Origin of the sequence: Mycolicibacterium pulveris, assembly GCF_010725725.1 — a bacterium.
Taxonomy (GTDB): Bacteria; Actinomycetota; Actinomycetes; order Mycobacteriales; family Mycobacteriaceae; genus Mycobacterium; species Mycobacterium pulveris.
Genome location: NZ_AP022599.1, coordinates 2,994,476 through 3,019,473, shown reverse-complemented (window position 1 = coordinate 3,019,473; position 24,998 = coordinate 2,994,476). Strand labels below are relative to the sequence as shown.

Here is a 24,998-nt window from a genome sequence, read left to right as displayed (position 1 = left end):
AGGGCTGTGATCCCGGAAAGAATCACGACCCTGCTGCAGAAATGGGTGAAGTTCAGGCCGAGGTCGGCGGGTCAGGAGACCACGCCGCGCAGGCCGTCGGCGCCGAAGACCGGCTCCAGCATTGCCGACATGTTCGGCCCGCGGCGCAGGCCGTGACCGCCGTCGACGTTGATCACCTGCCCGGTGATCCAGCCGGCGGCATCGCTGAGCAAAAACACCGCGGCGTTGGCGATGTCCTCGACCTCACCGACGCGCGGCAACGGCGTGCACGACGCGTAGTCGGCGCTGATCTCCGGTGAGCTCATGATCGGCTCCACCAACTCGGTGCGGATCAGGCCGGGACGGATGCAGTTGACCCGCACCCACGACGGCCCGAGCTCGTCGGCCGCCAGCATCATCAGGTGGTCCACGGCCGACTTGCTCACCCCGTAGGCGCCGAACCACCGGTGGGTGTTGCTGGCCGCGATCGACGAGATGCCGATGAACGACCCGCCACCACCGCGCACCATCTCGCGCGCCGCGTGTTTGAGCATGTACATGCTGCCGTTGACGTTGAGGTCCACGGTGCGCCGCCACGCCTCGGAGTCGATCTGGGTGATGGGACCGATCGTTTCGCTGCCGCCCGCGCAGTGCACGACGCCGTTCAGCCGGCCGGTCCATGCCGTGGTGGCCGCCACGACGCGGGCCACCTCGTCCTCGTTGGTGACGTCAGCGGGCTCGTAACGCACCGCTCCCGGGCCGTCGCCGCCCGAAAGTTCCTCGGCCGCGGCGGCCAACCGGTCCGCATTGCGGCCGACGAGCATCGCGTTGCCGCCGGCGGCAACCACCCCGGCCGCCACACCCTTGCCGATCCCGCTGCCACCACCGGTGACCAGTACCGTTCGCCCCGCCAATGACACCGCAGACTCCTTCGCTGATCTAACTAGAACAAGTTATACGTCACGGCTCGTCGCGGCGGGCGGGCTTCGGCGCCCCCAGCGTGCGCCAGTCCGGGACGTTGGGCGGCAGCCCGACCGGATAGCGGTTCTCGTTGTGCGCCGCCCAGTGGGCGTGCCCGAGTTCGTGGATGTGGAATGCATGCCGCAGGGCTTCGGTGAACCCCATCGCGTCGGCTGCCGCGTTGACCGAATCCTTGACCAGCAGCGCCGCCATCGTCGGCCGCTCGGCGATACGCCGCGCGAACTGCAGGGTCTTGTCCTCTAGCTCGCCCCGTGGGAACACCTTCGACACCATGCCCAGCCGATAGGCTTCGTCGGCATCGAGCGAATCACCGGTGAGGAGAAGCTCTTTGGCCTTACGCGCTCCGAACTCCCAAGGGTGGGCATAGTATTCGACACCGGGCATGCCCATCCGAACAGCCACCACATCGCTGAACTTCGCGTCGTCGGCGGCCACGATCAGATCGCACGCCCACACCAGCATCAGACCCGCCGAGATCGCATTGCCTTGCACCTGCGCGATGGTGATCTTGCGCAAATCCCGCCAGCGGCGGGTGTTTTCGAAGAAGAAGTGCCACTCCTGCAGATACGTCCGTTCGGCGATCGCCGGGCGGGTGGCACCGAGCTCCCGAAAAGTCGGATGCTGATCGGGTCCCGGTTGGCGCTCGAGCATCGCCTCCTCAGAGCCGAGATCGTGGCCGGCGGAGAAGTTCTTGCCGCGCGCGGCCAAGATCACGACCCGCACCTGGTCATCGGCCTCTGCGCGGCCGAAAGCCTCGTCCAGCTGCACCAACAGGGTGCGCGACTGGGCGTTCTGCGCGTCGGGCCGGTTCAGCCAGATGCGGGCGATCTGGCCGTCGTCCAGGGTTTCGTACTCGACCTGGCGGGGCGCGTCGCCCCCGGCCGATTGCGTGCTTGTCAGATCAGGGCTTGCCACCGCGGACCACCTCGCTCGGATTCGTTCATCAACGTGCACATTACGGTGCCCGTTCGCGGCGTCTGCCAGCGGTGCCGGGGCAACCAGATACGCCCGCGATCAACTCAAATCCCGTGCAGCGGCGACAGTTCGGGTGGCCATCAGGCCGCATACCTCGGCAGGACCTGTGAAGAACCACCTGACGTGCCGCGAACTCTCTAGACTCACTGGCATGGCTTCATCGTTCGCTGTCCGGCGACAGCTTGTCATCGGCGCTTTCATCGTCGCGGCGGCGGCCGCCCCAGTGGTAGCGGCCTACCACACGCCGGAATCCGGTAACCCGCTGGCCGAGTGCTCGTCAGGCGAGGAGAGCGACACCTTCACCACGACGTGCGTGCCGTTCATGGTGCCCACCTCACCGCCGATCTTCACCACCACCGCGGCCAATCCCGACGTGCCCGAGGTCGACGGCATCCCCTGCATCGGCCACAACGCCGGTGGCTGCATCGGATTGGCCGAGGACGCACAGATGGAGGGCCCGCCCGCGCAGCCTCGCGTCACCATCAGTTCCAGCCCTTAGCGCGCTCTCAGGTAACTCTCGGAAGTTGTGCAGAAAACCGGCGGCTTCCATAGAATCTTGCCGACAACATGGTTGACAAACAGAAAGCGTGACGATGGCGACCTTTCAGCTTTCAGCTCGAATGCTTCGCGCCGGTGGTTTCGCGGTCGCTATTGCCGCTGCACCCTTCACGGCCCTCGTTGCAGGTCCCGACCCCGATGTCGTTCGGACGGCCCAGGATTGTCCCTCCGGCGAAGAGGCCGACCAGTTCACCGGCGTCTGCGTACCGCATACGGTGCCCAACGCCGGTTCGCCGTTCACCACCCAGCCGGGCAACCCGGACGTCCCCGAGGTGTTGGGTATCCCCTGCATCGGCCACAACTCCGGCGGGTGCATCGGCTTGGCCGAGGAGGCGCAGGCCATGACGGTGACCCCACCGCCGGCCCCCGTCATCGGCCACAGCCCGACGGTGACCGGCCATAGCCCCTGAGCAGCGGTGACGGTCTCGCAGCTAGAGTTGTCGTATGGCTGCTAAATCTGATTCCTCCGAGCTCGGCGACGTCGAGCCGCTGGCCGACAGCACCGCCCGCCAAGCGCGGCGTGTCGTCGCCGCGTATGCCACCGACGCCGACGAGTGCCGGGTGTTCCTGTCGATGCTTGGTATTGGACCGTCGAAGCTCGAGGCGTAAGTGAGCCAGGGGGCCGACGCGGGGAATTCTGACTTCGTCGTGGTGGCCAATCGGCTGCCGATCGACATGGAACGGCTGCCGGACGGCAGCACGACGTTCAAACGGAGTCCCGGCGGCCTGGTCACGGCCCTGGAGCCGTTGCTGCGCCGCCGCCGCGGTGCGTGGATCGGCTGGCCGGGCATCCCCGACGCCGGCGAGGAGCCGATCGAGCAGGACGACATGGTCCTGTATCCGGTCAACCTCTCCGCCCACGAGGTCGCCGAGTACTACGAGGGCTTTTCCAACGCGACGCTGTGGCCGCTCTACCACGACGTCATCGTCAAGCCCATCTACCACCGCAAATGGTGGGATGCCTACGTCGAGGTGAACAGGCGTTTCGCCGAGGCCGCCGCGAAGGCCGCCGCACAGAACGCGACCGTGTGGGTGCAGGACTACCAGCTGCAGCTGGTGCCGAAAATGCTGCGTTCGCTGCGTCCCGACCTCACCATCGGCTTCTTCCTGCACATTCCGTTCCCGCCGGTGGAGCTGTTCATGCAGATGCCGTGGCGGACCCAGATCGTCGAGGGCCTGCTCGGCGCCGACCTGGTCGGGTTCCATCTGGCCGGCGGCGCGCAGAACTTCTTGATCCTGGCCCGGCGTCTGGCCGGGGCGAACACATCACGCGGCTCGGTGGGCGTGCGGGCCCGTTTCGGTGAGGCCGAACTCGAGGACCGCATCGTGCGTGTCGGTGCATTTCCCATCTCGATCGATTCGACGTCGCTGGACAAGCAGGCCCGGTCCAAGGCCATCCGCAGGCGGGCCCGCGAACTGCGCGCCGAGCTGGGTAACCCGCGCAAGATCCTGCTGGGTGTCGATCGGCTGGACTACACCAAGGGCATCGATGTTCGGCTGCGGGCGTTTTCGGAGCTGCTCGCCGAGAACCGCGTCAACCGTGAGGACACCGTGCTGGTGCAGCTCGCGACGCCGAGCCGGGAGCGCGTCGAGAGCTACATCGAGATGCGCGAGGACATCGAGCGCCAGGTGGGGCACATCAACGGCGAATACGGTGAGGTCGGCCATCCGATCGTGCACTACGTGCACCGGCCGGTGCCCCGCGAGGAGCTGATCGCGTTCTTCGTCGTGGCCGATGTCATGTTGGTGACCCCGCTGCGTGACGGGATGAACCTGGTGGCCAAGGAGTATGTCGCGTGTCGCAGCGATCTGGGCGGGGCGCTGGTGCTGAGCGAATTCACCGGCGCCGCAGCCGAACTGCGTCAGGCCTATCTGGTCAATCCGCACCATCTCGAGGGTGTCAAGGACGCGATCGAAGCCGCGCTGAAACAGACTCCCGAGGAGGGTAGACGGCGGATGCGGGCGCTGCGCAGGCAGGTGCTTGCCCACGACGTCGACCGGTGGGCGCGGTCGTTCCTCGACGCGCTGGCCGCCACGAAGACCACCGCCCCGCAGCGGTCTGACGAGGCTAAATCGGGGTCTAAATCGGGGTGATGTACTCGATCAGCCACTTACCGTCGATCTTCTGGTAATCGACGCGTAACCGGCTGCCGTCGTACATCGGTTCCTTGGACTTGTCGGTGATCGTGCGGTTCATGAACACCATCACCGACGCCGAAGTCCGTTGTGCCGTCATGACTCCCACCCCGACCACGTTGGCCTGGCTGACCAGTTGCCGTTCCCGGGCCTGCGGAATGATGTCGTTGGTGGCCCGGTCCTGGAACTCCTGGCGGTAGGCCGGGGTCAGCATCGGGTAGACCTCGTTGAGGCTGCGCTCCACGGTCTGATAGTCATAGCCGAAGACCTGCGGAATCTGCTTCTCCGCCAACGGCGCCAGTTCGGCGCGGGCGGCTTGTTCACCGCGCAACTGCACCCGGTTCCAGTACATCGCCGCCCCCACCCCGGCGAGCGTCACGAACGCGACCGCCAACAGCGCACACAGCGCACCGACGAGCCTGCGCATCAGTTCCCCCCGTCGGGGTACTTGAGGTCGTAGGCCGTCATGTGGCCGCTACCGTCTTCGTGGACGATCACCCGCAACCGATACGGCTGCGACGGCTGGTTGTTTCCGTCGATATCGGTCACCGTCACCCGCGCGGAGACGAGCACAGAGGCGTTGTCGGCGATCTCGTCGATCTTCTCCAGCGCCGCGCCGTTGATCACCGCCTCGGCGCTGGCGTTGGTCTCCCGAAAGAGCATCTTCAGGTTCTCGGTGTTGTTTCCCTCGGTCATCATCGCCCGCAGCGGTCCGCTGGTGCTGTTGACGAACCGGTCGACGCTTTCGTCGATGGTCTCCTGGTCATAGCTGAACATGTTGACGACCAACTGCGTCGCGGTGTCGACGAACCGCTGTTCTCGCGCGAACGTCTCTTCGGTGTCGCGTTGCTGGACGTGCAGGACGGCGGCCAACCCGATCAGTACCGCCACCGCCACGCCGGCCGTGGCGGCGAAGATGGTGGCCACCAACAGGCGGTTGGGTGGCCGCTTGGGCGGCGGACCGGGCTGCCGGGCCAACCGCACCTTGATCGTCGGTGGCGCCTCGACCCGCACGGCCGTCGTCGTGGCGGCGCCGCTGGCCGGGCCCGCGGCGCGAGACGCGCGCCGACGCCTGGCGGGCCTCGGCGAGCGTTCCGTCGAAGCCGTTTCTTCCGTCATTTACGCCTGCCTTGGAGCCAACATCAGATCAACCCAGTTCTCTGCTGGCGCCAGTTTGTCAGTTGCGTCCGCGAGCACGCCAGTTCCCCCGGCCGGGTCGACGAACTTGCCGTCGGCGTCGTAGGTGGTGAACTGCGCACCGGAGGCCATCGGCACCTCCGCGGGCAGCGGCGGCCCGTCGGGAGCGGGCGGGGTGTACACATCCCCGGCCGGCGGCGGGGGCGCGGGTGGCGCCGCCGGCGGCGGCGTCCTGCCGTAGGGCGGCACGACGTGATCCGGCGGGGCGAAGAACGGCCACGCCGGCGGCAGCGTGGGTTGCACCTCGTTCGGCGGTATCGGCAGCGGGAACGGCGCGTGGGGCGCGGGTCCCGGGCCGGGCGGAACACCGGGCGGCAGCTGCACCGCCGGCGGACCCGGATCCGGATCGACCTGCGGCGGGATGTACGGGAACTTGTTGGGCGGCAGAATGTTTCGCCCGATTTCGGTGGTGTCGTCCTCGCGCGTGTCCATCGGTGTGCCGAGCGGAACCGGCGGCCCCCGCCACGGGTTGTTGCCGATCGGGACGTACCCCTGCGGGTCGCGGCACAGCTGGACCGTGGGCGCGCGTTTGCCCGGGAACTCCTGGCAGGGGTAGTTGCGCGCGCCCCGCACCACGGCCGGATCGTTGTGCGGGGTCTTGCAGTACAGGTCCTTCGGCAGCTCGCGCAGCGTATCGTCGGCCGGTGAACGCATCTGCGACGGTGGGATGAACCCGGTCAGGCACGGCGGCGGGTCCTGCAGGTGGATCTTGAAGTCGAGCTTGCCGCCCTCGTCGGCGGGCACCCCGCCGCCGACGGTCAGCAGGGCCGCCATCAGCGCGGGAAACACCACAAGGGCGTGCTCGATCGAGTCGCGGTAGATCACCCCGATGCGGCCGAAGTTCGCGAGGTTGGCCGCCAGAATCGGGAACGACGGCCGAATGCCGCTGAACAGTTCGTTGGCCTCGGCGGTGGCGCCGGGCACCGTCTGCAGCGTGCTGCGCAGCTGCGGATCGGCGTTGGCGAGCTCGGTGGTGAGCCGGGCCAGCCCGTCGGCGAGCGAGCGGATGTCGTCGCCGCTGCGGATCTGCGCGTCGAGGAACGGTCCGGCTTGGTCGATGAGCTGGTTGACCTGCCCGTAGTTGGCGTTGGCCTCGTCGATCAGCAGCCGCGACGACTGGATCAGCCTGGCCAGTTCCGGCCCGGACCCGTTGAACGCCTTGAAGGTTTCGCGCAGCAGGTCCTGCACCCTGCTGTCGTCGATGCTGGCGACCAGGTTCTGGGCTTCCTCCAGCAGTCCGGCGATGTCCTGGCCGACGGCGGTGCGCGAGACGTCGATGTTGGCGCCGTCGCGCAGCTTCTCCGGCGACGCGTCGTCGGGAGGCACCAGGTCGACATACTGCTCGCCGACGGCCGAGACACTCTTGACGGTCGCGGTGACGTTGTCGGGCACCGGTGTGTTGCTGTTGAGCCGCATGTGGGCCACGACGCTGTCGTCAGACAGCCCGACCGACTCCACCCGGCCGATGGTCACGCCTCGGTAGGTGACGTTGGCGTTTTCGTAAAGCCCGCCCGCCGCAACGAAATCCGCGGTCACCCTGTAGGTGCCGAATCCGAGTGCGGCCGGTACCTTCAGGTAGAAGATCGATATCGCGCTGACCGTCAGCACCGTGACGATCACGAAGATCCCGAGTTGGATTCGGGTCAGCCTGTCGATCATCTACGGCGCCCCCTCGTGCTGGGTGGCCGTCCCCGGCGGGATCTTGAACGGGTCAGCGGCTTGGCCGGACAGGTTCGCCAACGCCCCGGTGAGAAACTCCGGCGGGGTGATCAGCTCGTGCATCCGTTTCATGTTCGGGTCCAGCCCCCACGAGGTGGTGAACACCGATTCTCCGACGCGCCGCAACGTGAGGTCGAAGGTGGTGTAGACGTTGAGGTAGTCCCCACGGACCGCGTTGCGCAGGTACTTGTAGTGGAACGGGAACGTCGGCAGAAACTCCAGATCCTTGATGAGGAAGTCGACGTTGTCGTTGAGCACCTTGATGATCGGGTACAGATCCTTGAAGTTGGCGGCGAAATCGTCCTTGGTCTGCTGCAGGATGCGCGCGGCGACGGTCGCGAAACTCCGCAGCGCACCGAACGCGTCGACGATGTTGGCGCGGTTGTTGTTCAGTACCGTCAGCGCCTCGGGAAGGCTGTCGAGGGTGCGGCCGAGGCTGTCCTTGCTGCGCGCCAGAATGCCCGCGAATCGGTCGAGCCCCTCGGCGGCGGCGATGATGTCGGCGGTCTGGCGGTCCAAGAAGCCGGTCAACTCGGCCAGCCGCGGTACCAGATGCTCGAAGCTGCCCTGCCGGTTGGCCACCGCGGCATAGGTCTCCTCGGTGATGTCTTGCAGCGCACCGAGATTGCCCTTGTTCACCACGACGCCCAGCGAGGACAGCACTTCTTCGGTGGTGGGATAGCGACCGGCGCGGTCGATCGGGATGTTGTCGCCGTTGGCCAACTTGCCGACCGGGGGTTCGTCGACCGGTTCGGCCAACTCGATGTGCTGTGAGCCCAGCAGCGAGGTCTGCGCCACCCGCACGGTCGCGTTGGCGGGCAGGTCGACGTTGCGGTCCAGGGACAGCTGCACGGCGGCGAAGAACGTGCCGTCGGAGCGCTGCACGGCGTCGATGCCCGACACGCTGCCCACGGTGACGTCGTCGACCATCACCGGGGAGTTCTGCGGCAGCGTCGCCACGTCCGGCAACTCGACGGTGACCTTGTAGGAACCCGCGCCGTGGCCCGCGGTCCCCGGCATGTTCAGCGAGTTCAGCCCGCCGAACTGACAGCCGGCCACCAACGCGGCCAGCGAGGAGACTGCCAACACCCTGCGGATCATCAGCCACCTGCCTGCGCGGGTTGTGCGGCTTGGGGTGCGGGCGCTGCCGGACCGGCGGGCGCGGCCTCGGGTCCGCCCGCGTGCGACGACGACGGTGCTGAGCCCTCAGGAGCCGGTGGCACGATCAGCGAGCTCAGGTCCATGTCGGCCGAGATCTGCGGCGGGTTCACGCCCGGCGCCGGTTGCCATTGCAGATACGGCACCGGGGTCTTGGCCTTGGCCTCGGTTTCCGGTGTGTCGTAGATGATTTGGCCCTTGTAGGCGGTGATGCTGTTGATCGGGTGGAACAACAACGGCGGGAAGTTCATCGCGATGCGCTTGAACACCGGCCCCATGCGCTGGCGGCAGATCTCGGTGCGCTTGTAGTTGTCGGTCGAGGCGCCGGCCTCGAACGTGCCGCCGCAGATGAACTGCACCGGGTTGGCGAAGTTCGGCAGGGTGAGCAGACCACCGACGGTGCCCTGGGCGGGGTTGTAGATGTTGTAGAAGTTCGAAAGGCCGTTGGGCGTGATGTGCAGGATCTGCTCGATGTCCTCACTGCGCTCGGTCAGGATGCTGGTGAAGTCGGTCAGTTTGGTCACCTGATCGATCAACGCCTGGTTGGAGTCGTCGAGGAATCCGCGCACATCGCCCAGCGCCTGGTTGAGCGTGCCGAGCGTGTTGTCCAGATCGGCCGAACTGTCCGCCAGCACCTGCGACACCGAGGCGACGTGGTTGGAGAACTGCACGATCTGCTCGTTGCTGTTGGACAGCGCATCGACGAGCACCTGCAGGTTGCGGATCGTGCCGAACAGGTCGGTGCGCGAGTCACCGAGCCGGCCCGCCGTCTGCGAGAGCTCCCGCAGCGCTTGGCGGAACGAGTCACCGTTGCCGTCGAAGGTGTCGGCCGCCTGGTTCACGAACGCGGTCAGCGGGCCCTGCACCGACCCCGGTTGCGGCCCCAGCTGCGAACTGAGCGCGGTGAGCTGCTCTTTGACCTCGTCCCATTCCACCGGCACCGCGGTGCGATCCAAGCCGATCTCGGCGTCGTCACCGAGTTCGGGGCCGTCGGTGTAGGCGGGTGTGAGCTGAATGAACCTGGCGGCCACCAGGTTCGGCGAGATGATGAGCGCTTTGGCGTCGGCGGGCACCTTGATGCCGTGGTCGAGGGTCATCGTGATCTTCACGTCCTCGGCACGCGGTTCGATCGAGTCGATCGTGCCCACCGGCACCCCGACGATGCGCACGTCGTCGCCGGGATACAGGCCGACCGCGGAGCTGAAGTACGCGGTCAGCTTGTCGCCGGTGCGCGACGGCCAGACCAGATACACGCCGGCGGCCAGCGACACCACCAAAAGGGCCGCCAGCGTCACCCGCAGCCAGCGGCTACGCTCGGAGATCGGGTTCGCGGACGTCATGGTGACTTCGGCCTGATGATCATTCGTTCGGAGATGTAGCCGCGCAGCATGTCGGACAGGCTGTCGGGCAGCTTGCCCGGCTGGAAGTAGACGTCCAACAGCACCTCGGCGATCGGGGCGGGCGGCAACCCGTACAGGTTGATCTGGAAGCCGGGGCCGGAACCGACCACCTCACCCAACGCGGTGGCGTAGGGCGGAAGCCGCTTGAGGGCCTCGCTGATGTGTTCCCGACGCTCGAGAAGGTTGTCCATCACCAGGTTGAGGTTCTCCAGCGCGGGCTTGAACTCACGGCGGTTGTCGGCGACGAACCCCGAAAGTTGTTGGGAGACATCGTCGATACCAGCGATCAGGTTGCTCAGTGCCTGACGTCGCTCGTCGAGCGCGGCGAACAGCATGTTGCCGTCGACGATGAGTTGGTTCACCTGGCCGGCCCGCTCGGCCAGCGTGTCCGACACCCGCTTGGCGTGGCCGAGCAGTTGGCCCAGGGCCTCGTCGCGCTTGTTGAGGGCGCGTGACAGGTTGGCGATACCGTCCAAAGCGCCGCGTAATTGCGGGGTGGCTTCCTGCAGCGAGTCGGTCAGCGTCTGCAGTGCCTGCTCGAAACGCGGCTTGTCCAGCTCGCTGACGTTCTGGCCGAGGTCCTGCAGCGCGGTGTTGAGGGTGTAGGGAGTCGTGGTGCGTCCCAACGGGATCACCGTGGAATCGCCGCTGCCCTTCGGTGTTACGGCCAGCGACTTCTCGCCGAGCACGGTGTCGGTCTTGATGGCGACCAGCGACTGGTCGCCGACCTTGACGTCGCGGTCGACGGTGAAGGTCACCTTGGCGGCGTCACCGGCAAGTTCGACACCGGTGACCTGGCCCACCTTGATCCCCGACACGTTGACGTCGTTGCCCGGCGAAATGCCACCCGCATCGGTGAAATACGCCTCGTAGGGCTTTCCCTGCGGCCAGAACGGCAGGCTGGTGTAACCGAAGGCCACCAGCACCAGGCAGGCTATGAGGAAGATGCCGAAAATCCCGGTTCGTAAGGGATTCGACTCGTCAGGTCTACTCATCGACCGGTGCACACCTCCCCTTGGACGGATCCGGTGGCCCACCGAACGGAATCAGGATGTCGCTACCCGCAGGGCCGCTGATCTTGATCCGGGTAGCGCAGTAGAAGATGTTGAAGAACGAGCCGTAGGCGCCGAGCGCGTTGAGCCGCAAGTAGTTCTCGGCGAGCGGCTCGATGACCTTGTTGACATCGGCCTTGCGCTCGTCGAAACGCTGAGCGAACGGGCGGGCGTTCTCGATCACACCCTGCACCGGCCGGCGCGACTGCTGGAGCATGTCGGTCAGGTCGTTCTCCGCAGACGCCAGCGGGCCGATCGCACCGGCAATCGGGTCGCGGCCCTCGGCAAGGCCGGTGATCAGCTTCTGCAGCTGGTCGACGCTGGCGTTGAACTGCGCGCCCTTCTCGTCGACGGTGGCGAGCACGGTGTTGAGATTGGTGATGACGTCGCCGATGAGTTGATCTCTGGCGGCAAGGTTCTGGGTGAACGCGCTGGTGCTCGACAGCAGGCTCGACAACGCACCGCCTTGGCCCTGCAACAGTTCGACGACCGCGTTGCTCACCTCGTTGACCTTTTGGCCGTCGAGCCCCTTGAGCACGGGACGCAGACCTCCGAGCAGGGCGTCCAGATCCAGCGCCGGCTGGGTGTTCTTCTGTGGGATGGTCGCGCCCGCAGGAAGTTTACGCAACTCGCCCGGCCCGGAGGTGATCTCGAGATAGCGGTCGCCGACGAGGTTCTCGTAGCGCACCACCGCGCGTGTCGAGGTGTAGAGCTGGTAGCGGTCGTCGACGTCGAACGCGACGTCGACGGTGTTGTCGGGGTTGAGCGTGACGTTGTTGACGGTGCCCACGGGAACACCGGCGATGCGCACATCCTGACCGGCCTTCAGCCGCGACGCGTCGGTGAACGTCGCGTGATAGCCGCTTTCCGGAGCGAACCGGAACTCGCCGAACACCACCACGAGCCCGCCGGCGACCAGCAGCATCACCACCGTGAAGACGCTGACGTTGAGCAGCGTGCGATCGCGCTTTGCCATCAGAAGTCGTCCCTCTCGGCGAACGCACCATTGAACAGCCACTGCAGCGTCGACGGCGCGTCGAACTGCAACTCGGTGTTCGGCTGATAAGGCACGTACGCGTTGTCGGTGACCAGGAACGGCGAGCGGTACCACGATCCGCCGAACTGCTTGCTCGGAACATTGGGCAGGCCACGGCAATTCGGGCCGCCCTTCGCGTTCACGATCGGCAGGCTCTCCGGGTAGGTGTAGCTCGGCGAGCCGGGCAGGAAGTTCGACGAGACGAACAGACCCGGCCGGATACCACCGATGACAGGGGCGAACCGGTCTACCGCCAACGCGGTGCCCTCCAGGATGCAGCCGTACTCGGGCGAATACTCGGCCGCCACGCTCAGCGGGGCCCGCAGCCGCTGCATCGCGGCGATGTAGTCGTCCGCTCCCGGCTCCAGCGTGGCGGTGCCGTTGTTGGCCAACCCCGTTGCGGCGAGCAGCGCCGCGTTGAGGTTGTCCTGCTCGTCGACGATCGTGTCGCTGATCGCCGGCGCGTTGTCGAAGATGCGCGCCACGTCGGGACCGGCGTCGCCGTAGATGTTGGCCACCACCGCCGTCTTCTGCAGATCCTCCCCCAACGTCGGCAACTTCGGATTCAGTTGCTCCAGATAGTAATTCAGGCCGGCCAGGGTGGCGCCGAGGTCATCGCCGTTACCGCGCAGACCCTCCGCCAACGCGCTCAACGTGGCGTTCAGGTTGATCGGGTCGACCTTCTGCAGCACGTCGTTCAGCGTCTGGAACAGCGTGTTGACCTCGAGCTGAACATCCTTCGCGGCCACCGTCGCACCGGGTTTGAGCTGTCCGACCGGTTCCTCGGGAGGCAGGAACTCCACCGCCTTCGCACCGAAAACTGTTGTGCTGCCGATGCGCACCACGGCGTTGGACGGGATGTAGCGCATCTCAGCGCTGTCGATCGCCAGCGTCAGCCTGGCTTCGTCCCCGGCGTACTCGATCGTCTTGACCTTGCCGATCTGCACACCCCGGTACTTGACCTTGGCGTCGCGTTCCATCACCAGGCCGGCCCGCGGCGCGGTGACGCTGACGGTGTCGGTGGCGGTGAACGCCGCGGTGTAGGCCAGATAGGTGAAGACGGTGGCGCCCAGCAGGATTGCAGCCAGGATCGCCGCAGCGATCCGTACGTGGCTGCGCTTGGCGTCACCGTCGGACATCGATTCCCGCCTAACCCGAGAGGTTGAAGTTGCCGGACGCGCCGTAGACGGCGAGTGAGATGAACAGGGTGATGGTCACGACGACGATCAGCGAGGTCCGCACGGCCTGACCGACGGCGATGCCGACGCCAACGGGACCGCCGGTCGCGTTGTAGCCGTAGTAGGTGTGCACCAGCATCACCGCGACCGCCATCACGATGGCCTGCAGAAACGACCACAACAGATCGGTGGGCACCAGAAAGGTGTTGAAGTAGTGGTCGTAGAGGCCCGCCGACTGGTTGTTGACGAAGACCGTGGTGAACCGCGCCGCGAAGAACGCCGCGAGCACCGAAAGCGAGTACAGCGGGATGATCGCGATCAGCCCGGCCATCAGCCGCGTGGACACCAGGTAGGACACCGAGTGCACGGCCATCGACTCGACCGCATCGATCTCCTCGGCCACGCGCATGGCGCCCAGCTGCGCGGTGGTGCCCGCGCCGATGGTCGCCGCCAGCGCGATGCCCGCGATCACCGGAGCCACGATGCGCACGTTGAGGAACGCCGAGAGGAACCCGGTCAGTGCCTCGATGCCGATGTTGCCCAGCGACGAGTAGCCCTGCACGGCGATGACGCCGCCGGAGGCCAGGGTCAAGAACGCCGCGACGCCGACGGTGCCGCCGATCATCACCAGCGCGCCGGTGCCCATGGTCATCTCGGCCACCAGCCGGATGGTCTCCTTGCGGTAGCGGGTGAGCGCGTTGGGGATGTAGCGCATCGTCTGGCCGTAGAACAGCGCCTGCTCGCCGACGGTGTCGACAACCCTTGGCACGCCGCGGAAAAGCCTGCGGAAGCGAAGCGTTACGTCATAGCTCATGACGGTCTGTTCTTCCCGCGAGCGCTCGGCAGCCCTCTGTTCTTCGCGCGAGCGCTCATCACCGCTCCAGCACCCGGACGCCGATGGCCGTCATGATCACGTTGATCACGAACAGGCAGATGAACGCGTACACGACGGTTTCGTTGACCGCGACGCCCACTCCCTTCGGCCCGCCCTTGACCGTTAATCCCCGGTAGCAGCCGACCAGCCCGGCCACCACGCCGAACAGCAACGCCTTGATCTCGGCCATGACGAGCTCACCCAAGCCGGTCAGCACCGTCAGGCCGTTGATGAACGCGCCCGGGTTGACTCCCTGCAGAAAGACCGAGAACACATAGCCGCCGGACAACCCGATGAGGCAGACCAGGCCGTTGAGCAACAGCGCGACGAACGTCGACGCCAACACGCGCGGCACCACCAGCCGCTGGATCGGGTCGATGCCTAGCACGCGCATCGCGTCGATCTCCTCGCGGATGGTGCGCGCACCGAGGTCGGCGCAGATCGCGGTGGCGCCCGCACCCGCGACCACCAACACCGTCACGACCGGGCCGAGCTGGGTGATCGTGCCGAACGCGGTGCCGGCCCCCGACAGGTCGGCGGCGCCGATCTCGCGCAGCAGGATGTTCAGGGTGAACGCGACGAGCACCGTGAATGGAATCGCCACCAACAGCGTCGGCACCAGCGACACCCGCGCGATCATCCACGTCTGGTCGAGAAACTCACGGAACTGGAATGGCCGCCGGAAGATCTTGGCGAAAGTGTCGAACGACATCTCGACGAACCCGCCCACGGCCCGTGCCGGCGCCGCGAGCTGTTCGATCAACCTAGGCTCCATTCTCGGATAGGGGCGATCCGAGCTCTTTGGCGAAGAGTTCCAAACTGCTTGCCGCCGAGGTCTTCCCGCCCCTGGTCTAAGCGATATTCTTGGTGAGCCGGCTCATCCTAACTAGAACAAGTTCGCAGTGTCAAAGAACGGCAAGAACGGACCAAATTGTTATAAATATGCTGGTCAGGGACACTGTGACCTGGGTCATTGTAGAACGTGTTCTAGTGCTCCGGGCCCGTTCGCCAACAGACCGTCAGCGCTAGTCACCCATCAGCGCGGTGGCCGAGAAATTCCGTTCGGGATCCCTGCCAGCAAAGTACTTCTGTAGCGTCGCCGACAATTCCGTCGGGTCCCACGCGTCGGACTGGGCCGTGAACTGGGCTTCGACCGTGGGCGCGGCCACCAGTGTCACCGTGGGGCCGTAGACGATGAACAGCTGTCCGTTGACCCCTTCCGAGGCCGGCGACGCGAGAAACCGCACGAGTTTCACGACGTGCTCGGGCGACAGCGGGTCGACCTGTCCTTCGGCGAGATCGGGCGCCTCGCCGAACACATCGGCCGTCATCGCCGTGCGAGCGCGCGGGGCGATCGCGTTGGCGCGAACCCCGTAGCGCCCCAGCGCCCGGGACATCGACAGCGTCAACGCCGTGATGCCTGCCTTGGCCGCGCCGTAGTTGGCCTGACCGACCGGACCCACCAGCCCCGCCTCCGAGGAGGTGTTGACGACCCGGCCATAGACCTTGCCGTCCCCGGCCTTGGCCTTGCCGCGCCAGTAGGTGGCCGCGTTGCGGGTCAGCAGGAAATGGCCCCGCAGGTGTACGGCGATCACCGCGTCCCAGTCCTCGTCGGACATGTTGAACAGCATCCGGTCCCGGGTGATGCCGGCATTGTTGACGACGATGCCCAGGCCGCCCAGCCCGTCGGCGGTCTCGACCAGCTCGTCGGCCGTCGACCGCTGCGAGATGTCACCGGCCACCGCGACCGCCTTGGCGCCTGCGGCGGCGATCTCGTCCAGGACGTCGGACTTGTCCAGTGCGGACGCGATGTCGTTGACCACCACCGTCGCGCCGGCCTGGGCGAGGCCGATGGCCTCCGCACGGCCCAGCCCGGCGGCCGCACCAGTCACCACCGCAACACGTCCGGACAGGTCGGTTGCGGACTGCTCTGTCGTCACGTTATGAATACCTCTAGTCTCGGCGGTTCAGGGCGGCGCGAGGGCACTCCTCGATCGCCCGCTGGGCGAGCTCCTCCTTGTCGGCGGGAATCGGATCGGCCTTCACCACCGCGTAGTCATCGTCGTCGAGCTCGAACAGCTCAGGCGCAAGTCCGACGCATACCGCATTGCCCTCACAACGGTCGCGGTCCACTTCCACTCGCATAACTACCTCCTCGCAGTTGGAGCTGCATGAGCAGCCGGGCAACACCGGCCTAGACCCACAAGACTAGAACGTGTTACAACCGGGGGTGAACTCCGGGTCAGGCGGGTTGTCACACTGTTGTCACAGTAGAGAAGTTAGGACAAGGCGATGCGGATCGGCTACACCCCAGAGCAGGAGGAGTTGCGTCGCGAACTGCGGGCTTACTTCTCCAAGCTGATGACGCCCGAGCGCGCCGAGGCGCTGGCCTCCAACGACGGCGAGATGGGCCGCGGCAATGTCTACCGCGAAACGGTCGCCCAGATGGGCAAGGACGGCTGGCTCACGCTGAGCTGGCCCAAGGAGTACGGCGGCCAGGAACGCCCGCCCATGGACGGGCTGATCTTCAACGACGAGGCCGCGATCGCCAACGTCCCGGTTCCGTTCCTGACCATCAACAGCGTCGCGCCCACGATCATGGCGTTCGGCACCGACGAGCAGAAGAAGTTCTACCTGCCCAAGATCGCCTCGGGCGATCTGCACTTCTCGATCGGCTATTCCGAGCCGGGTGCGGGCACCGACCTGGCCGCGCTGCGGACCACCGCGGTTCGTGACGGCGACGAGTATGTGATCAACGGCCAGAAGATGTGGACCAGCCTGATCGCCTACGCCGACTACGTGTGGCTGGCGGTGCGGACCAACCAGGAGGCCAAGAAGCACCGCGGCATCTCGGTGCTGATCGTGCCCACCACCGCCGAGGGCTTCTCCTGGACCCCGGTGCACACCATGGCCGGCGTGGACACCAGCGCCACCTACTACCAGGACGTGCGGGTTCCCGTCGCGAACCTGGTCGGCGAGGAGAACGCCGGCTGGAAGCTGGTCACCAACCAGCTCAACCACGAGCGGGTCGCCCTGGTCTCCGCCCAGCCGATCTTCGTGGCGCTCAACGGGGTTCGCGAGTGGGCGCAGAACACCAAGGACGTGCACGGCAAGCGCCTGATCGATTCGGAGTGGGTGCAGCTCAACCTGGCCCGGGTGCACGCCAAGGCCGAGGTGCTCAAGCTCATCAACTGGGAGCTGGCGTCCGCCGAAGACGCCGCGCCGTCACCCGCCGACGCGTCGGCGGCCAAGGTCTACGGCACCGAGTTGGCCACCGAGGCCTACCGGCTGTTGATGGAGGTACTCGGCACCGCGGCCACCCTGCGGCCGGGTTCGCCCGGCGCGCTGCTGCGCGGCCGGGTCGAGCGCATGCACCGCAGCTGTCTGATTTTGACTTTCGGCGGCGGAACCAACGAGATCCAGCGCGACATCATCGGAATGGTCGCCCTGGGCCTGCCACGAGCGAACCGGTAAGGACGGCACCCAATGGATTTCAGAACAACCGAAGCCGCCGAGGACCTCGGCGGGCTGGTCCGCACCATCGTCGATTCGGTGTGCACACCCGAACATCAACGGGATCTGGACGGCCTCGAGGAAAGGTTCGACCGTGACCTGTGGGCCAAGCTGATCGAAGCCGACGTGCTCTCGGCAGCAGCGTCAGAAGCGTTGGGCGGCGGCGGGTTCGGTGTGCTCGAGCAGGTCGCCGTGCTCGCCGCGCTGGGCAGGCAGATGGCCGCGGTGCCCTACCTGGAGTCGGCGGTGCTCGGCGCGGGCGCGCTGGCGACGTTCGGGGCCGAGACCATTCAGCAGCAGTGGGCGGTGCCCACCGTCAAGGGCGACAAGATCGTCACCGTGGCGCTGGACGGGGAGATGGGCGACGGCCCGGTGCGGGCCCAATCGTCGGGGACCGGCGGATATCGGCTCACCGGCTCGCGGACCCAGGTGCCGTTCGGGCCCGTCGCCGACGCGTTCCTCGTTCCGGCCGAAACCGATTCCGGAACCAGGGTGTTCCTGGTGGCGGCCGACGACGCCGGGGTGAACATCACCTCGCTGGACACCACGGGCCACGGCAGCGTGGGCCAGCTCCAGCTCCAGGACGTGGAACTGGACAGCGCCAGGATGCTCGGAGAGCAGGGCGACGCCGTCGTCGCGTGGCTGAGCACACGGGCCACACTGGGCCGCAGCGCATTTCAGCTCGGGGTGGTGGAGCGCGCCTTGGAGCTGACCGCCGCGTACGCCCGCGAACGCGAGCAGTTCGACCGCCCGATCGGTAGCTTCCAGGCGGTGTCGTCGCGGCTGGCCGACGGCTACATCGACGTCAAGGCACTGCGGCTGACCCTGACACAGGCGACGTGGCGGCTCTCCGAGGACCTTCCCGCCGACATCGACGTCAACACCGCGGCGTTCTGGGCCGCCGAGGCCGGGCACCGCGTGGCACACACCGCGGTGCACGTGCACGGCGGCGTCGGCATCGACATCGACCACCCGGTGCACCGGTACTTCCTGGCCGCCAAGCAGATCGAATTCGCGATCGGCACCGCGACCGGGCAATTGCTCCGCATCGGCCGGGAGTTGGCGGAGTCCCCGGCTTCGTCGTGAGCGAGCTGCCCACCGTCGCGGCCCTGTTGACGCCGCTGGCCGACGTCGACGACCGCGGGGTGTACTTCGAAGACACGTTCGTCAGCTGGCGAGACCACCTCAAACACGGTGCGGCCGTGGCCGCCACACTACGGGCCCGCATGGACCCCGACCGGCCACCTCACGTCGGAGTGCTGCTGCAGAACACCCCGGAGTTCTCGGCGGTGCTGGTGGCGGCCGGCCTGACGGGCCTCGTCCCGGTGGGGCTGAACCCGGTGCGCCGCGGTGCGGCGCTGCAGCGGGACATAACACACGCAGATTGCCAAGTGGTGCTGGCTGATTCGGCACACAGCGAGATTCTCGGCAATGTCGAGCACGTCAACGTCGACTCGCCGCAGTGGGCGCAGGAAGTGGCCGCGCACGCCGACGCGGCGGTAGTCGCCCATGAGGCCAAGCCCAGCGATCTGTTCATGCTGATCTACACGTCGGGCACCAGCGGCGATCCCAAGGCCGTCAAATGCAGCCAGGGCAAGGTCGCCATCGCCGGGGTGACCATGACGGGTCGTTTCGACCTGGGTCCGGGGGACGTCTGCTATGTCTCGATGCCGCTGTTCCACTCCAACGCGGTGCTGGTGGGCTGGGCCGTCGCGCTGGCATCCCAAAGCTCACTTGCCTTGCGGCGCAAGTTCTCCGCCTCGCAGTTCCTGCCCGACGTGCGCCGATACGGCGCGACGTACGCCAACTATGTCGGCAAGCCGCTGTCCTACATCCTGGCCACCCCCGAACGACCCGACGACGCGGACAACCCGCTGCGGGCGGTGTACGGCAACGAGGGGGCACCCGCCGACGTGGAGCGGTTCGCGCGGCGGTTCGCCACGGTCGTCATGGACGGCTTCGGATCGACCGAGGGCGGCATCGCGATCGCCAGTACACCCGACACCCCGCCCGGCGCGCTCGGGCCGCTGCCACCGGGCACCGAGATCATCGACGTCGACACCGGCGAACCATGCCCGCCGGGAGTGACCGGTGAGCTCGTGAACGTCTCGGACGCAGGGCGTTTCGAGGGCTACTACAACGACCCGGAGGCCGACGCCGAACGGATGCGCGGCGGCGTGTACCACAGCGGCGACCTGGCCTACCGCGACGAGAACGGCTATGCGTACTTCGCGGGCAGGCTCGGCGACTGGATGCGGGTGGACGGGGAGAACCTCGGCGCGGCGCCGATCGAGCGGGTGCTGCTGCGCCATCCCGACGTGGTCGAGGCGGCGGTCTACGGCGTCCCGGCACCCGACGTCGGCGATCAGGTCATGGCGGCGCTGACGTTGACCGAAGGCGCGGTTTTCGATCCCGAGGCGTTCGCGGCGTTTCTGGCCGGGCAACCCGACTTGGGGCCGAAGCAGTGGCCGTCGTTCGTCCGGGTCAGCGCCGTGCTTCCGCGCACCGAGACGTTCAAGGTGATCAAACGTCACCTGGCCGCGGAGGGCACCGACTGCGCCGACCCGGTGTACCCGGTGCCCCGGCCGCAGTCCACCCGCCGATGACCGACACGCCCTTGAGGGTCGATACATTTGCCGTCGCCCCGAGGGCGGGATGAATATACTCTGTTGAGCTTGATCGGCCGTTGGCTTGCGCTTTGCTGACGCTGACCTGGGCAGACGGGAGCCGCGTGATGAGAGCCACGGCGATCTCGGCGGCCGTCGTGATGGTCACGGCGTCGGTGCTCGTGTTGGCCGGCTGCGGCTCGGACAGCGACACCGCGACCGAGCCCACCACCACGTCGGACACCACCAGCACCACGACGACCGAACAGGCAGCGCCGACGACGGCCCGTATCGCACCGCGCGAGGAGGACGCGCCGGGGCCCCATCCGACGATCGCGAGCTACATCGCCGAGAACGACATCGCCGAAACCCCGGTCCAGCGGGGCGATCCCGGTGCGCCCGTCCTCGATCTGCCGGTGCCCGAGGGATGGGAGCCCGCGGGCGACAGCACGCCGGAGTGGGCGTACGGCGCCATCGTCTACACGGGTCCGGAGGCCGGCGAGTACACCCCCAGCATCGTCGCGCTGATGTCGAAGCTGACCGGCGACGTCGACCCGCAGGCCATCATCGACTTGGCGCCCGGCGAACTGCAGAACCTGCCGGGCTGGGCCCCGCTGAACGAGGGTGAGGTCAGCTCGCTGGGAGACTACCCGGCCTACCAACTCGGTGGTACCTGGGAGTCGGAGGGGCGGACCAAGATCGTCGCGCAGAAGACGGTGGTGATCCCCGGCAACGACGGGCTCTACGTGTTGCAGCTCAACGCCGACGGGCTCGACAGTCAGGCCGAAATCGTCGGCGCTGCAACCAAAGTGATCGACGAGCAGACCACGATCGGCTTCTGAGCCACGCCATCCTTCCGCCGAGCAGACGTGAAAACCCCCAAATTCACTGTATTTTGGGGGTTTTCACGTCTGCTCGCGGATGTCGTCGAGGCGGCGGGTGGCGTCCGTGAAACCCTGGACCAGTTCGGCGATGATGTCGGCGACCGGGCGGATCTCGTTCATCCGCCCGACGATCTGACCGACCGGCATCGCCACGGTGTCGGGGTTGTCCGAGGCGTTCATCCGCTGATGGGCCTCGCTGACCAAGATGTTCTGCAACGGCATCGGCAACGGCTCCGGCGCGTCGGGCGCGTCCCAGGCGTCGGTCCACTTACTCTTCAGCAGCCGAGCGGGCTTACCGGTGTAGATGCGCCGGCGCACGGTGTCACTGGACTCCGCGCGCAGCAGCGCCTCCTGAATCGTCGAGGTGCCACTGGGGTTGCGATGGCCGAGGTCGTATTCGGCCGAGGTCAGAAACGCCGAACCCATCCACACCCCGGACGCGCCGAGCGCGAGCGCGGCGGCAACCTGTCGGCCGGTGCCGATTCCACCCGCCGCCAACACGGGCGCCCGCTCGGAGACGGCGTCGACGATCTCGGGCCACAGCACCATCGAACCAATCTCACCGGTGTGCCCACCCGCCTCATGACCTTGGGCGACGACGATGTCGACCCCGTTCTCGACGTGGCGCAGTGCGTGTTTGGCGCTACCCGCCAGCGCCGCCACCGGCACACCGGCGTCGTGAGCCTGGTCGATGACGTCTTTCGGCGGTGAACCGAGCGCGTTGGCGATCAGCTTGATCGGATGCCGCAGCGCGACCTCCACATGGGAGCGGGCCACCGAATGCAGCCAGCCGAGCACCCCTTCGCTGCGCGAGCCGTCCTCGGGCAGCGGCGGAACACCAAGGTCGGCAAGGGTCTTCGCGACGAAGTCGCGGTGGCCCTGCGGGATGAGCTTGTCGATGTCGACCGCGGTGCCCTCCTGCGGCACCTTGGCGGGCATCACCACGTCCACGCCGTAAGGCTTGCCGTCGGTGTTCTCGTCCATCCACCGCAGCACGTTCTCGAGGTCATCAGGGTCGTTGAACCGCACGCAGCCGAGCACGCCGAGGCCCCCGGCCCTGCTCACCGCCGCCGCCACCTTCTCCGACGGCGTGAAGACGAAGATCGGGTAGTCGATGCCGAAGCGGTCACACAGCTCGGTGCGCATCAAGTAGCGGTTCCCACGTGGTTGGCGTTCACTTCGTCGGCGGGGCGCTGCTCGGTCTGCTCCTTGGCCCACCGGTAGTCTGGCTTGCCCGCGGGCGAACGCTTCACCTCGTCGACGAACCAGATGCTGCGCGGCACTTTGTATCCCGCGATCTCGTTGCGGACGAACGCGTCGAGTTCGGCCAGCGTCGGCCGCGCACCTTCGCGCGGCTGGATCACCGCGGCGACGTGCTGGCCGAACCGCGGATCGGGCACGCCGACGACGAGCGCGTCGAACACGTCCGGGTGGCCCTTGAGCGCGGCCTCCACCTCTTCGGGATAGATCTTCTCGCCGCCGCTGTTGATCGACACCGAGCCGCGGCCGAGCATCGTCACGGTGCCGTCGGCCTCGACCGTCGCATAGTCGCCCGGGATGGCGTAGCGAATCCCGTTGAAGGTCTTGAAGGTTTCCGCGGTCTTCTTCTCGTCCTTGTAGTAGCCGAGCGGGATGTTGCCCTTTTTGGCGATCAGGCCGCGCACACCGGAGCCGGGCTTGACCTCGTTGCCGTCCTCGTCGAGCACGACGGTGCGGTGGTCGATGGTCACCCGCGGCCCGCCGGCGTTCTGCTGTCCCTTGGCCACGACGCTGGTGCCGCCGAACCCGGTCTCGGATGACCCGATCGAGTCGGTGATGATCCGGTTGGGCAGCAGCTCGAGGAACTTCTCCTTGATGCTGGAGGAGAACAGCGCGGCGGTGCTGGCCAGCAGGAACAACGACGACAGGTCGTAGTCCTTGCCCTTGGCCTGTTGCGCGAGCAGCGCGTCGAGCAGCGGTCGGGCCATCGCATCGCCGGTGAAGAACAGCAGGTTCACCTTGTGTTTCTCGACCGTGCGCCACACCTCGTCGGGCTCGAATTCCGGTGCCAACACCGTGGTTTGGCCGGAGAACAGCGACATCCAGGTGGCCGACTGGGTGGCGCCGTGGATCATCGGCGGAATCGGGTAGCGGATCATCGGCGGGTTCTCGGTGGCCGCCTTGGCCAGGTCGTACTCGTCCTTGACGAACTCGCCCGTCGCAAAGTCGGTGCCGCCGAACAACACTCGGTAGATGTCTTCGTGGCGCCACATCACGCCCTTGGGGAAGCCGGTGGTGCCGCCGGTGTAGAGCAGGTAGATGTCGTCGGCGCTGCGTTCGCCGAAGTCGCGATCCGGCGACCCCTGGCTCAGCGCTTCGTTGATCTCCACCCCGCCGTAGCGCTTGAAGTCCTCGCTACTGCCATCCTCGACCACCAGCACCGTCTTCAGGCCGGGCGTCTCCGGCAGCACGTTGGCGACCCGGTCGGCGTAGCGGCGCTCGTGCACCAACGCGACCATGTCGGAGTTCTCGAACAGGTACTTCAGCTCGCCCTCGACATAGCGGTAGTTGACGTTGACCAGGATGGCGCCGGCCTTTACGATGCCGAGCATCGCGATCACGATCTCGTTGCGGTTGCGGCAGTACAGGCCGACCTTGTCGTCCTTCTTGACGCCCTTGTCGATGAGGTAGTGGGCCAGCCGGTTGGCCTTCTCCTCCAATTGCGCGTAGGTCAGTTGGTCTTCGCCGCAGATCAGGGCGACACGGTCAGGCACCGCGTCGATCGCGTGCTCGGCAAGATCAGCAATGTTCAGGGCCACGGAACCTAAACTAGAACGTGTTACATTTTCATTCAAGTCTGTGCCATCGACGCTGGAAAGAGAACCGTACGTGAGCGACACAGAAGCCTCTGAGAAGAGCCCCGACGCCCTCATTGAGCAGCGCGGACACACTCTGATCCTGACCTTGAACCGGCCGGAGGCGCGCAACGCGCTTTCGACCGAGATGCTCTCGATCATGGTCGAGGCCTGGGACCGCGTCGACAACGATCCCGAGATCCGCACCGCCATCCTCACCGGCGCAGGCGGCTACTTCTGCGCGGGCATGGACCTCAAGGCCGCGACCGCCAAGCCACCGGGCGATTCGTTCAAGGACGGCAGCTACGACCCGTCGCGCATCGACGCGCTACTGAAGGGCAGGCGGCTCACCAAGCCGCTGATCGCCGCGGTCGAGGGGCCCGCGATCGCAGGCGGCACGGAGATCCTGCAGGGCACCGACATCCGTATCGCCGGTGAGAGCGCGAAGTTCGGCATCTCCGAGGCGAAGTGGAGCCTGTACCCGATGGGTGGTTCCGCGGTGCGCCTGGTGCGCCAGATCCCCTACACCGTGGCCTGCGACCTGCTGCTGACCGGACGGCACATCACCGCCGCCGAGGCGCGGGACATGGGGTTGATCGGCTACGTGGTGCCCGACGGGTCGGCGCTGGACAAGGCGCTGGAGATCGCCGAGGTGATCAACAATAACGGCCCGCTGGCGGTGCAGGCCATCCTCAAGACGATCCGCGAAACCGAGGGCATGCACGAGAACGACGCCTTCAAGATCGACACCCAGATCGGCATCAAGGTGTTTCTGTCCGAGGACGCCAAGGAAGGACCGCTGGCGTTCAAGGAGAAACGCGCCCCCAACTTCAAGATGAAATAGCGACTTCGGCGCGCTCATGCCCCCTGGTGGGACATGAGCGCGCCGAATGCTCGGTGTTGTCGTTACGCTAGTTG

At 66.7% G+C, this 24,998-nt stretch carries 25 protein-coding genes; 9 read left to right on the top strand and 16 right to left on the bottom strand.

The genetic code is table 11. The annotated features are described in order from the left end of the window. Positions 1–71: 71 nt before the first annotated feature. Together G6N28_RS14595 and G6N28_RS14590 are read right to left on the bottom strand one after the other, a co-directional pair. On the bottom strand, positions 72–899 hold the full coding sequence (locus tag G6N28_RS14595) for an SDR family oxidoreductase (protein WP_163901373.1): 828 nt from the start codon (positions 897–899) through the stop codon (positions 72–74). 40 nt (positions 900–939) lie between these two features. Further along, entirely contained in the window at positions 940–1,875 is a 936-nt protein-coding gene (locus G6N28_RS14590) for an enoyl-CoA hydratase (RefSeq protein ID WP_163901371.1), read from the bottom strand. A gap of 211 nt (positions 1,876–2,086) precedes the next feature. Here G6N28_RS14590 and G6N28_RS14585 point away from each other — a divergent pair, with 211 nt between their 5' ends. The 4 genes from G6N28_RS14585 (at position 2,087) to G6N28_RS14570 (ending at position 4,587) form a co-directional block, all read left to right on the top strand. Further along, entirely contained in the window at positions 2,087–2,434 is a 348-nt protein-coding gene (locus G6N28_RS14585; protein ID WP_235674574.1) for a hypothetical protein, read from the top strand. A gap of 94 nt (positions 2,435–2,528) precedes the next feature. Then, positions 2,529–2,903, top strand: a complete 375-nt coding sequence (locus tag G6N28_RS14580) for a hypothetical protein (RefSeq protein WP_163906254.1) — start codon at positions 2,529–2,531, stop codon at positions 2,901–2,903. Between the two features lie 34 nt (positions 2,904–2,937). Further along, entirely contained in the window at positions 2,938–3,102 is a 165-nt protein-coding gene (locus G6N28_RS14575; protein WP_163901369.1) for a hypothetical protein, read from the top strand. Continuing rightward, positions 3,103–4,587: an alpha,alpha-trehalose-phosphate synthase (UDP-forming) gene (locus G6N28_RS14570; protein ID WP_163901367.1), complete on the top strand. Its 1,485-nt coding sequence runs from the start codon at positions 3,103–3,105 to the stop codon at positions 4,585–4,587. Here G6N28_RS14570 and G6N28_RS14565 read toward each other — a convergent pair. The 12 genes from G6N28_RS14565 to G6N28_RS14510 form a co-directional block, all read right to left on the bottom strand. Beyond that, positions 4,574–5,056: an Rv1363c family protein gene (locus G6N28_RS14565; protein WP_163901365.1), complete on the bottom strand. Its 483-nt coding sequence runs from the start codon at positions 5,054–5,056 to the stop codon at positions 4,574–4,576. The two genes, G6N28_RS14570 and G6N28_RS14565, sit on opposite strands and share 14 nt — an antisense overlap. Further along, complete coding sequence (locus G6N28_RS14560; protein ID WP_128110597.1) at positions 5,056–5,748, bottom strand: Rv1363c family protein; 693 nt, start codon at positions 5,746–5,748, stop codon at positions 5,056–5,058. The genes G6N28_RS14565 and G6N28_RS14560 overlap by 1 nt, the downstream gene beginning before the upstream one ends. Next, positions 5,749–7,485, bottom strand: a complete 1,737-nt coding sequence (locus tag G6N28_RS14555; protein WP_163901363.1) for a virulence factor Mce family protein — start codon at positions 7,483–7,485, stop codon at positions 5,749–5,751. It abuts the gene before it with no gap. Next, positions 7,486–8,646, bottom strand: a complete 1,161-nt coding sequence (locus G6N28_RS14550; RefSeq protein ID WP_163901361.1) for an MCE family protein — start codon at positions 8,644–8,646, stop codon at positions 7,486–7,488. Beyond that, a complete protein-coding gene (locus G6N28_RS14545) occupies positions 8,646–10,043 on the bottom strand; it encodes an MCE family protein (RefSeq protein WP_163901359.1) in 1,398 nt (465 codons plus the stop codon). Before G6N28_RS14545 ends, G6N28_RS14550 begins: the two co-directional genes overlap by 1 nt. After that, positions 10,040–11,098 carry a virulence factor Mce family protein gene (locus G6N28_RS14540; RefSeq protein WP_163901357.1) on the bottom strand — a complete coding sequence of 353 codons (1,059 nt, stop codon included), beginning with the start codon at positions 11,096–11,098 and terminating at the stop codon, positions 10,040–10,042. The genes G6N28_RS14545 and G6N28_RS14540 overlap by 4 nt, the downstream gene beginning before the upstream one ends. Continuing rightward, on the bottom strand, positions 11,091–12,131 hold the full coding sequence (locus G6N28_RS14535) for an MCE family protein (protein WP_163901355.1): 1,041 nt from the start codon (positions 12,129–12,131) through the stop codon (positions 11,091–11,093). Before G6N28_RS14535 ends, G6N28_RS14540 begins: the two co-directional genes overlap by 8 nt. Beyond that, positions 12,131–13,330, bottom strand: coding sequence for an MCE family protein (locus G6N28_RS14530; RefSeq protein ID WP_163901353.1), 1,200 nt, complete (start codon positions 13,328–13,330; stop codon positions 12,131–12,133). Before G6N28_RS14530 ends, G6N28_RS14535 begins: the two co-directional genes overlap by 1 nt. A gap of 10 nt (positions 13,331–13,340) precedes the next feature. Next, a complete protein-coding gene (locus tag G6N28_RS14525) occupies positions 13,341–14,183 on the bottom strand; it encodes an MlaE family ABC transporter permease (RefSeq protein ID WP_163901351.1) in 843 nt (280 codons plus the stop codon). A gap of 58 nt (positions 14,184–14,241) precedes the next feature. Next, complete coding sequence (locus G6N28_RS14520) at positions 14,242–15,006, bottom strand: MlaE family ABC transporter permease (protein ID WP_163901349.1); 765 nt, start codon at positions 15,004–15,006, stop codon at positions 14,242–14,244. A 262-nt stretch (positions 15,007–15,268) separates the two neighbouring features. Then, complete coding sequence (locus G6N28_RS14515) at positions 15,269–16,183, bottom strand: 3-oxoacyl-ACP reductase (protein WP_163901347.1); 915 nt, start codon at positions 16,181–16,183, stop codon at positions 15,269–15,271. A gap of 13 nt (positions 16,184–16,196) precedes the next feature. Then, on the bottom strand, positions 16,197–16,388 hold the full coding sequence (locus G6N28_RS14510; RefSeq protein ID WP_163901345.1) for a ferredoxin: 192 nt from the start codon (positions 16,386–16,388) through the stop codon (positions 16,197–16,199). A gap of 147 nt (positions 16,389–16,535) precedes the next feature. On the opposite strand from G6N28_RS14510, the gene G6N28_RS14505 reads away from it, so the two are divergent. From G6N28_RS14505 to G6N28_RS14490, 4 genes are all read left to right on the top strand, one after another. Next, positions 16,536–17,717 (top strand): acyl-CoA dehydrogenase family protein, encoded by a 1,182-nt coding sequence (locus G6N28_RS14505; RefSeq protein ID WP_163901343.1) that lies wholly within the window; start codon positions 16,536–16,538, stop codon positions 17,715–17,717. Between the two features lie 12 nt (positions 17,718–17,729). Beyond that, the gene (locus G6N28_RS14500) at positions 17,730–18,842 is read left to right on the top strand and encodes an acyl-CoA dehydrogenase family protein (protein ID WP_163901341.1); all 1,113 of its coding nucleotides are present in this window, start codon (positions 17,730–17,732) and stop codon (positions 18,840–18,842) included. Continuing rightward, the gene (fadD17, locus tag G6N28_RS14495; RefSeq protein ID WP_163901339.1) at positions 18,839–20,362 is read left to right on the top strand and encodes a long-chain-fatty-acid--CoA ligase FadD17; all 1,524 of its coding nucleotides are present in this window, start codon (positions 18,839–18,841) and stop codon (positions 20,360–20,362) included. The genes G6N28_RS14500 and fadD17 overlap by 4 nt, the downstream gene beginning before the upstream one ends. 128 nt (positions 20,363–20,490) lie before the next feature. Beyond that, on the top strand, positions 20,491–21,204 hold the full coding sequence (locus G6N28_RS14490; protein ID WP_128110584.1) for an envelope biogenesis lipoprotein LpqN: 714 nt from the start codon (positions 20,491–20,493) through the stop codon (positions 21,202–21,204). 63 nt (positions 21,205–21,267) lie between these two features. Here the strand turns inward: G6N28_RS14490 and G6N28_RS14485 are convergent, their stop codons facing one another. Both G6N28_RS14485 and G6N28_RS14480 read right to left on the bottom strand, forming a co-directional pair. Next, complete coding sequence (locus tag G6N28_RS14485; protein WP_163901338.1) at positions 21,268–22,392, bottom strand: NAD(P)H-dependent flavin oxidoreductase; 1,125 nt, start codon at positions 22,390–22,392, stop codon at positions 21,268–21,270. Continuing rightward, positions 22,392–24,080: a medium/long-chain-fatty-acid--CoA/3-oxocholest-4-en-26-oate--CoA ligase gene (locus G6N28_RS14480; protein WP_235674573.1), complete on the bottom strand. Its 1,689-nt coding sequence runs from the start codon at positions 24,078–24,080 to the stop codon at positions 22,392–22,394. The genes G6N28_RS14485 and G6N28_RS14480 overlap by 1 nt, the downstream gene beginning before the upstream one ends. A 34-nt stretch (positions 24,081–24,114) precedes the next feature. Between G6N28_RS14480 and G6N28_RS14475 the strand changes: the two genes are divergently transcribed. Further along, the gene (locus G6N28_RS14475; protein WP_163901334.1) at positions 24,115–24,924 is read left to right on the top strand and encodes a crotonase/enoyl-CoA hydratase family protein; all 810 of its coding nucleotides are present in this window, start codon (positions 24,115–24,117) and stop codon (positions 24,922–24,924) included. Positions 24,925–24,998 lie beyond the last annotated feature (74 nt).

Excerpts from the sequence above, each read along its gene's own strand:
- G6N28_RS14585 (WP_235674574.1), top strand. The coding sequence starts at position 2,087 with ATGGCTTCATCGTTCGCTGTCCGGCGACAGCTTGTCATCGGCGCTTTC.
- G6N28_RS14580 (WP_163906254.1), top strand. The coding sequence starts at position 2,529 with ATGGCGACCTTTCAGCTTTCAGCTCGAATGCTTCGCGCCGGTGGTTTC.
- G6N28_RS14575 (WP_163901369.1), top strand. The coding sequence starts at position 2,938 with ATGGCTGCTAAATCTGATTCCTCCGAGCTCGGCGACGTCGAGCCGCTG.
- G6N28_RS14565 (WP_163901365.1), bottom strand. The coding sequence starts at position 5,056 with ATGCGCAGGCTCGTCGGTGCGCTGTGTGCGCTGTTGGCGGTCGCGTTC.
- G6N28_RS14560 (WP_128110597.1), bottom strand. The coding sequence starts at position 5,748 with ATGACGGAAGAAACGGCTTCGACGGAACGCTCGCCGAGGCCCGCCAGG.
- G6N28_RS14555 (WP_163901363.1), bottom strand. The coding sequence starts at position 7,485 with ATGATCGACAGGCTGACCCGAATCCAACTCGGGATCTTCGTGATCGTC.
- G6N28_RS14550 (WP_163901361.1), bottom strand. The coding sequence starts at position 8,646 with ATGATCCGCAGGGTGTTGGCAGTCTCCTCGCTGGCCGCGTTGGTGGCC.
- G6N28_RS14545 (WP_163901359.1), bottom strand. The coding sequence starts at position 10,043 with ATGACGTCCGCGAACCCGATCTCCGAGCGTAGCCGCTGGCTGCGGGTG.
- G6N28_RS14540 (WP_163901357.1), bottom strand. The coding sequence starts at position 11,098 with ATGAGTAGACCTGACGAGTCGAATCCCTTACGAACCGGGATTTTCGGC.
- G6N28_RS14535 (WP_163901355.1), bottom strand. The coding sequence starts at position 12,131 with ATGGCAAAGCGCGATCGCACGCTGCTCAACGTCAGCGTCTTCACGGTG.
- G6N28_RS14530 (WP_163901353.1), bottom strand. The coding sequence starts at position 13,330 with ATGTCCGACGGTGACGCCAAGCGCAGCCACGTACGGATCGCTGCGGCG.
- G6N28_RS14525 (WP_163901351.1), bottom strand. The coding sequence starts at position 14,183 with ATGAGCTATGACGTAACGCTTCGCTTCCGCAGGCTTTTCCGCGGCGTG.
- G6N28_RS14510 (WP_163901345.1), bottom strand. The coding sequence starts at position 16,388 with ATGCGAGTGGAAGTGGACCGCGACCGTTGTGAGGGCAATGCGGTATGC.
- G6N28_RS14505 (WP_163901343.1), top strand. The coding sequence starts at position 16,536 with ATGCGGATCGGCTACACCCCAGAGCAGGAGGAGTTGCGTCGCGAACTG.
- G6N28_RS14500 (WP_163901341.1), top strand. The coding sequence starts at position 17,730 with ATGGATTTCAGAACAACCGAAGCCGCCGAGGACCTCGGCGGGCTGGTC.
- G6N28_RS14490 (WP_128110584.1), top strand. The coding sequence starts at position 20,491 with ATGAGAGCCACGGCGATCTCGGCGGCCGTCGTGATGGTCACGGCGTCG.
- G6N28_RS14485 (WP_163901338.1), bottom strand. The coding sequence starts at position 22,392 with ATGCGCACCGAGCTGTGTGACCGCTTCGGCATCGACTACCCGATCTTC.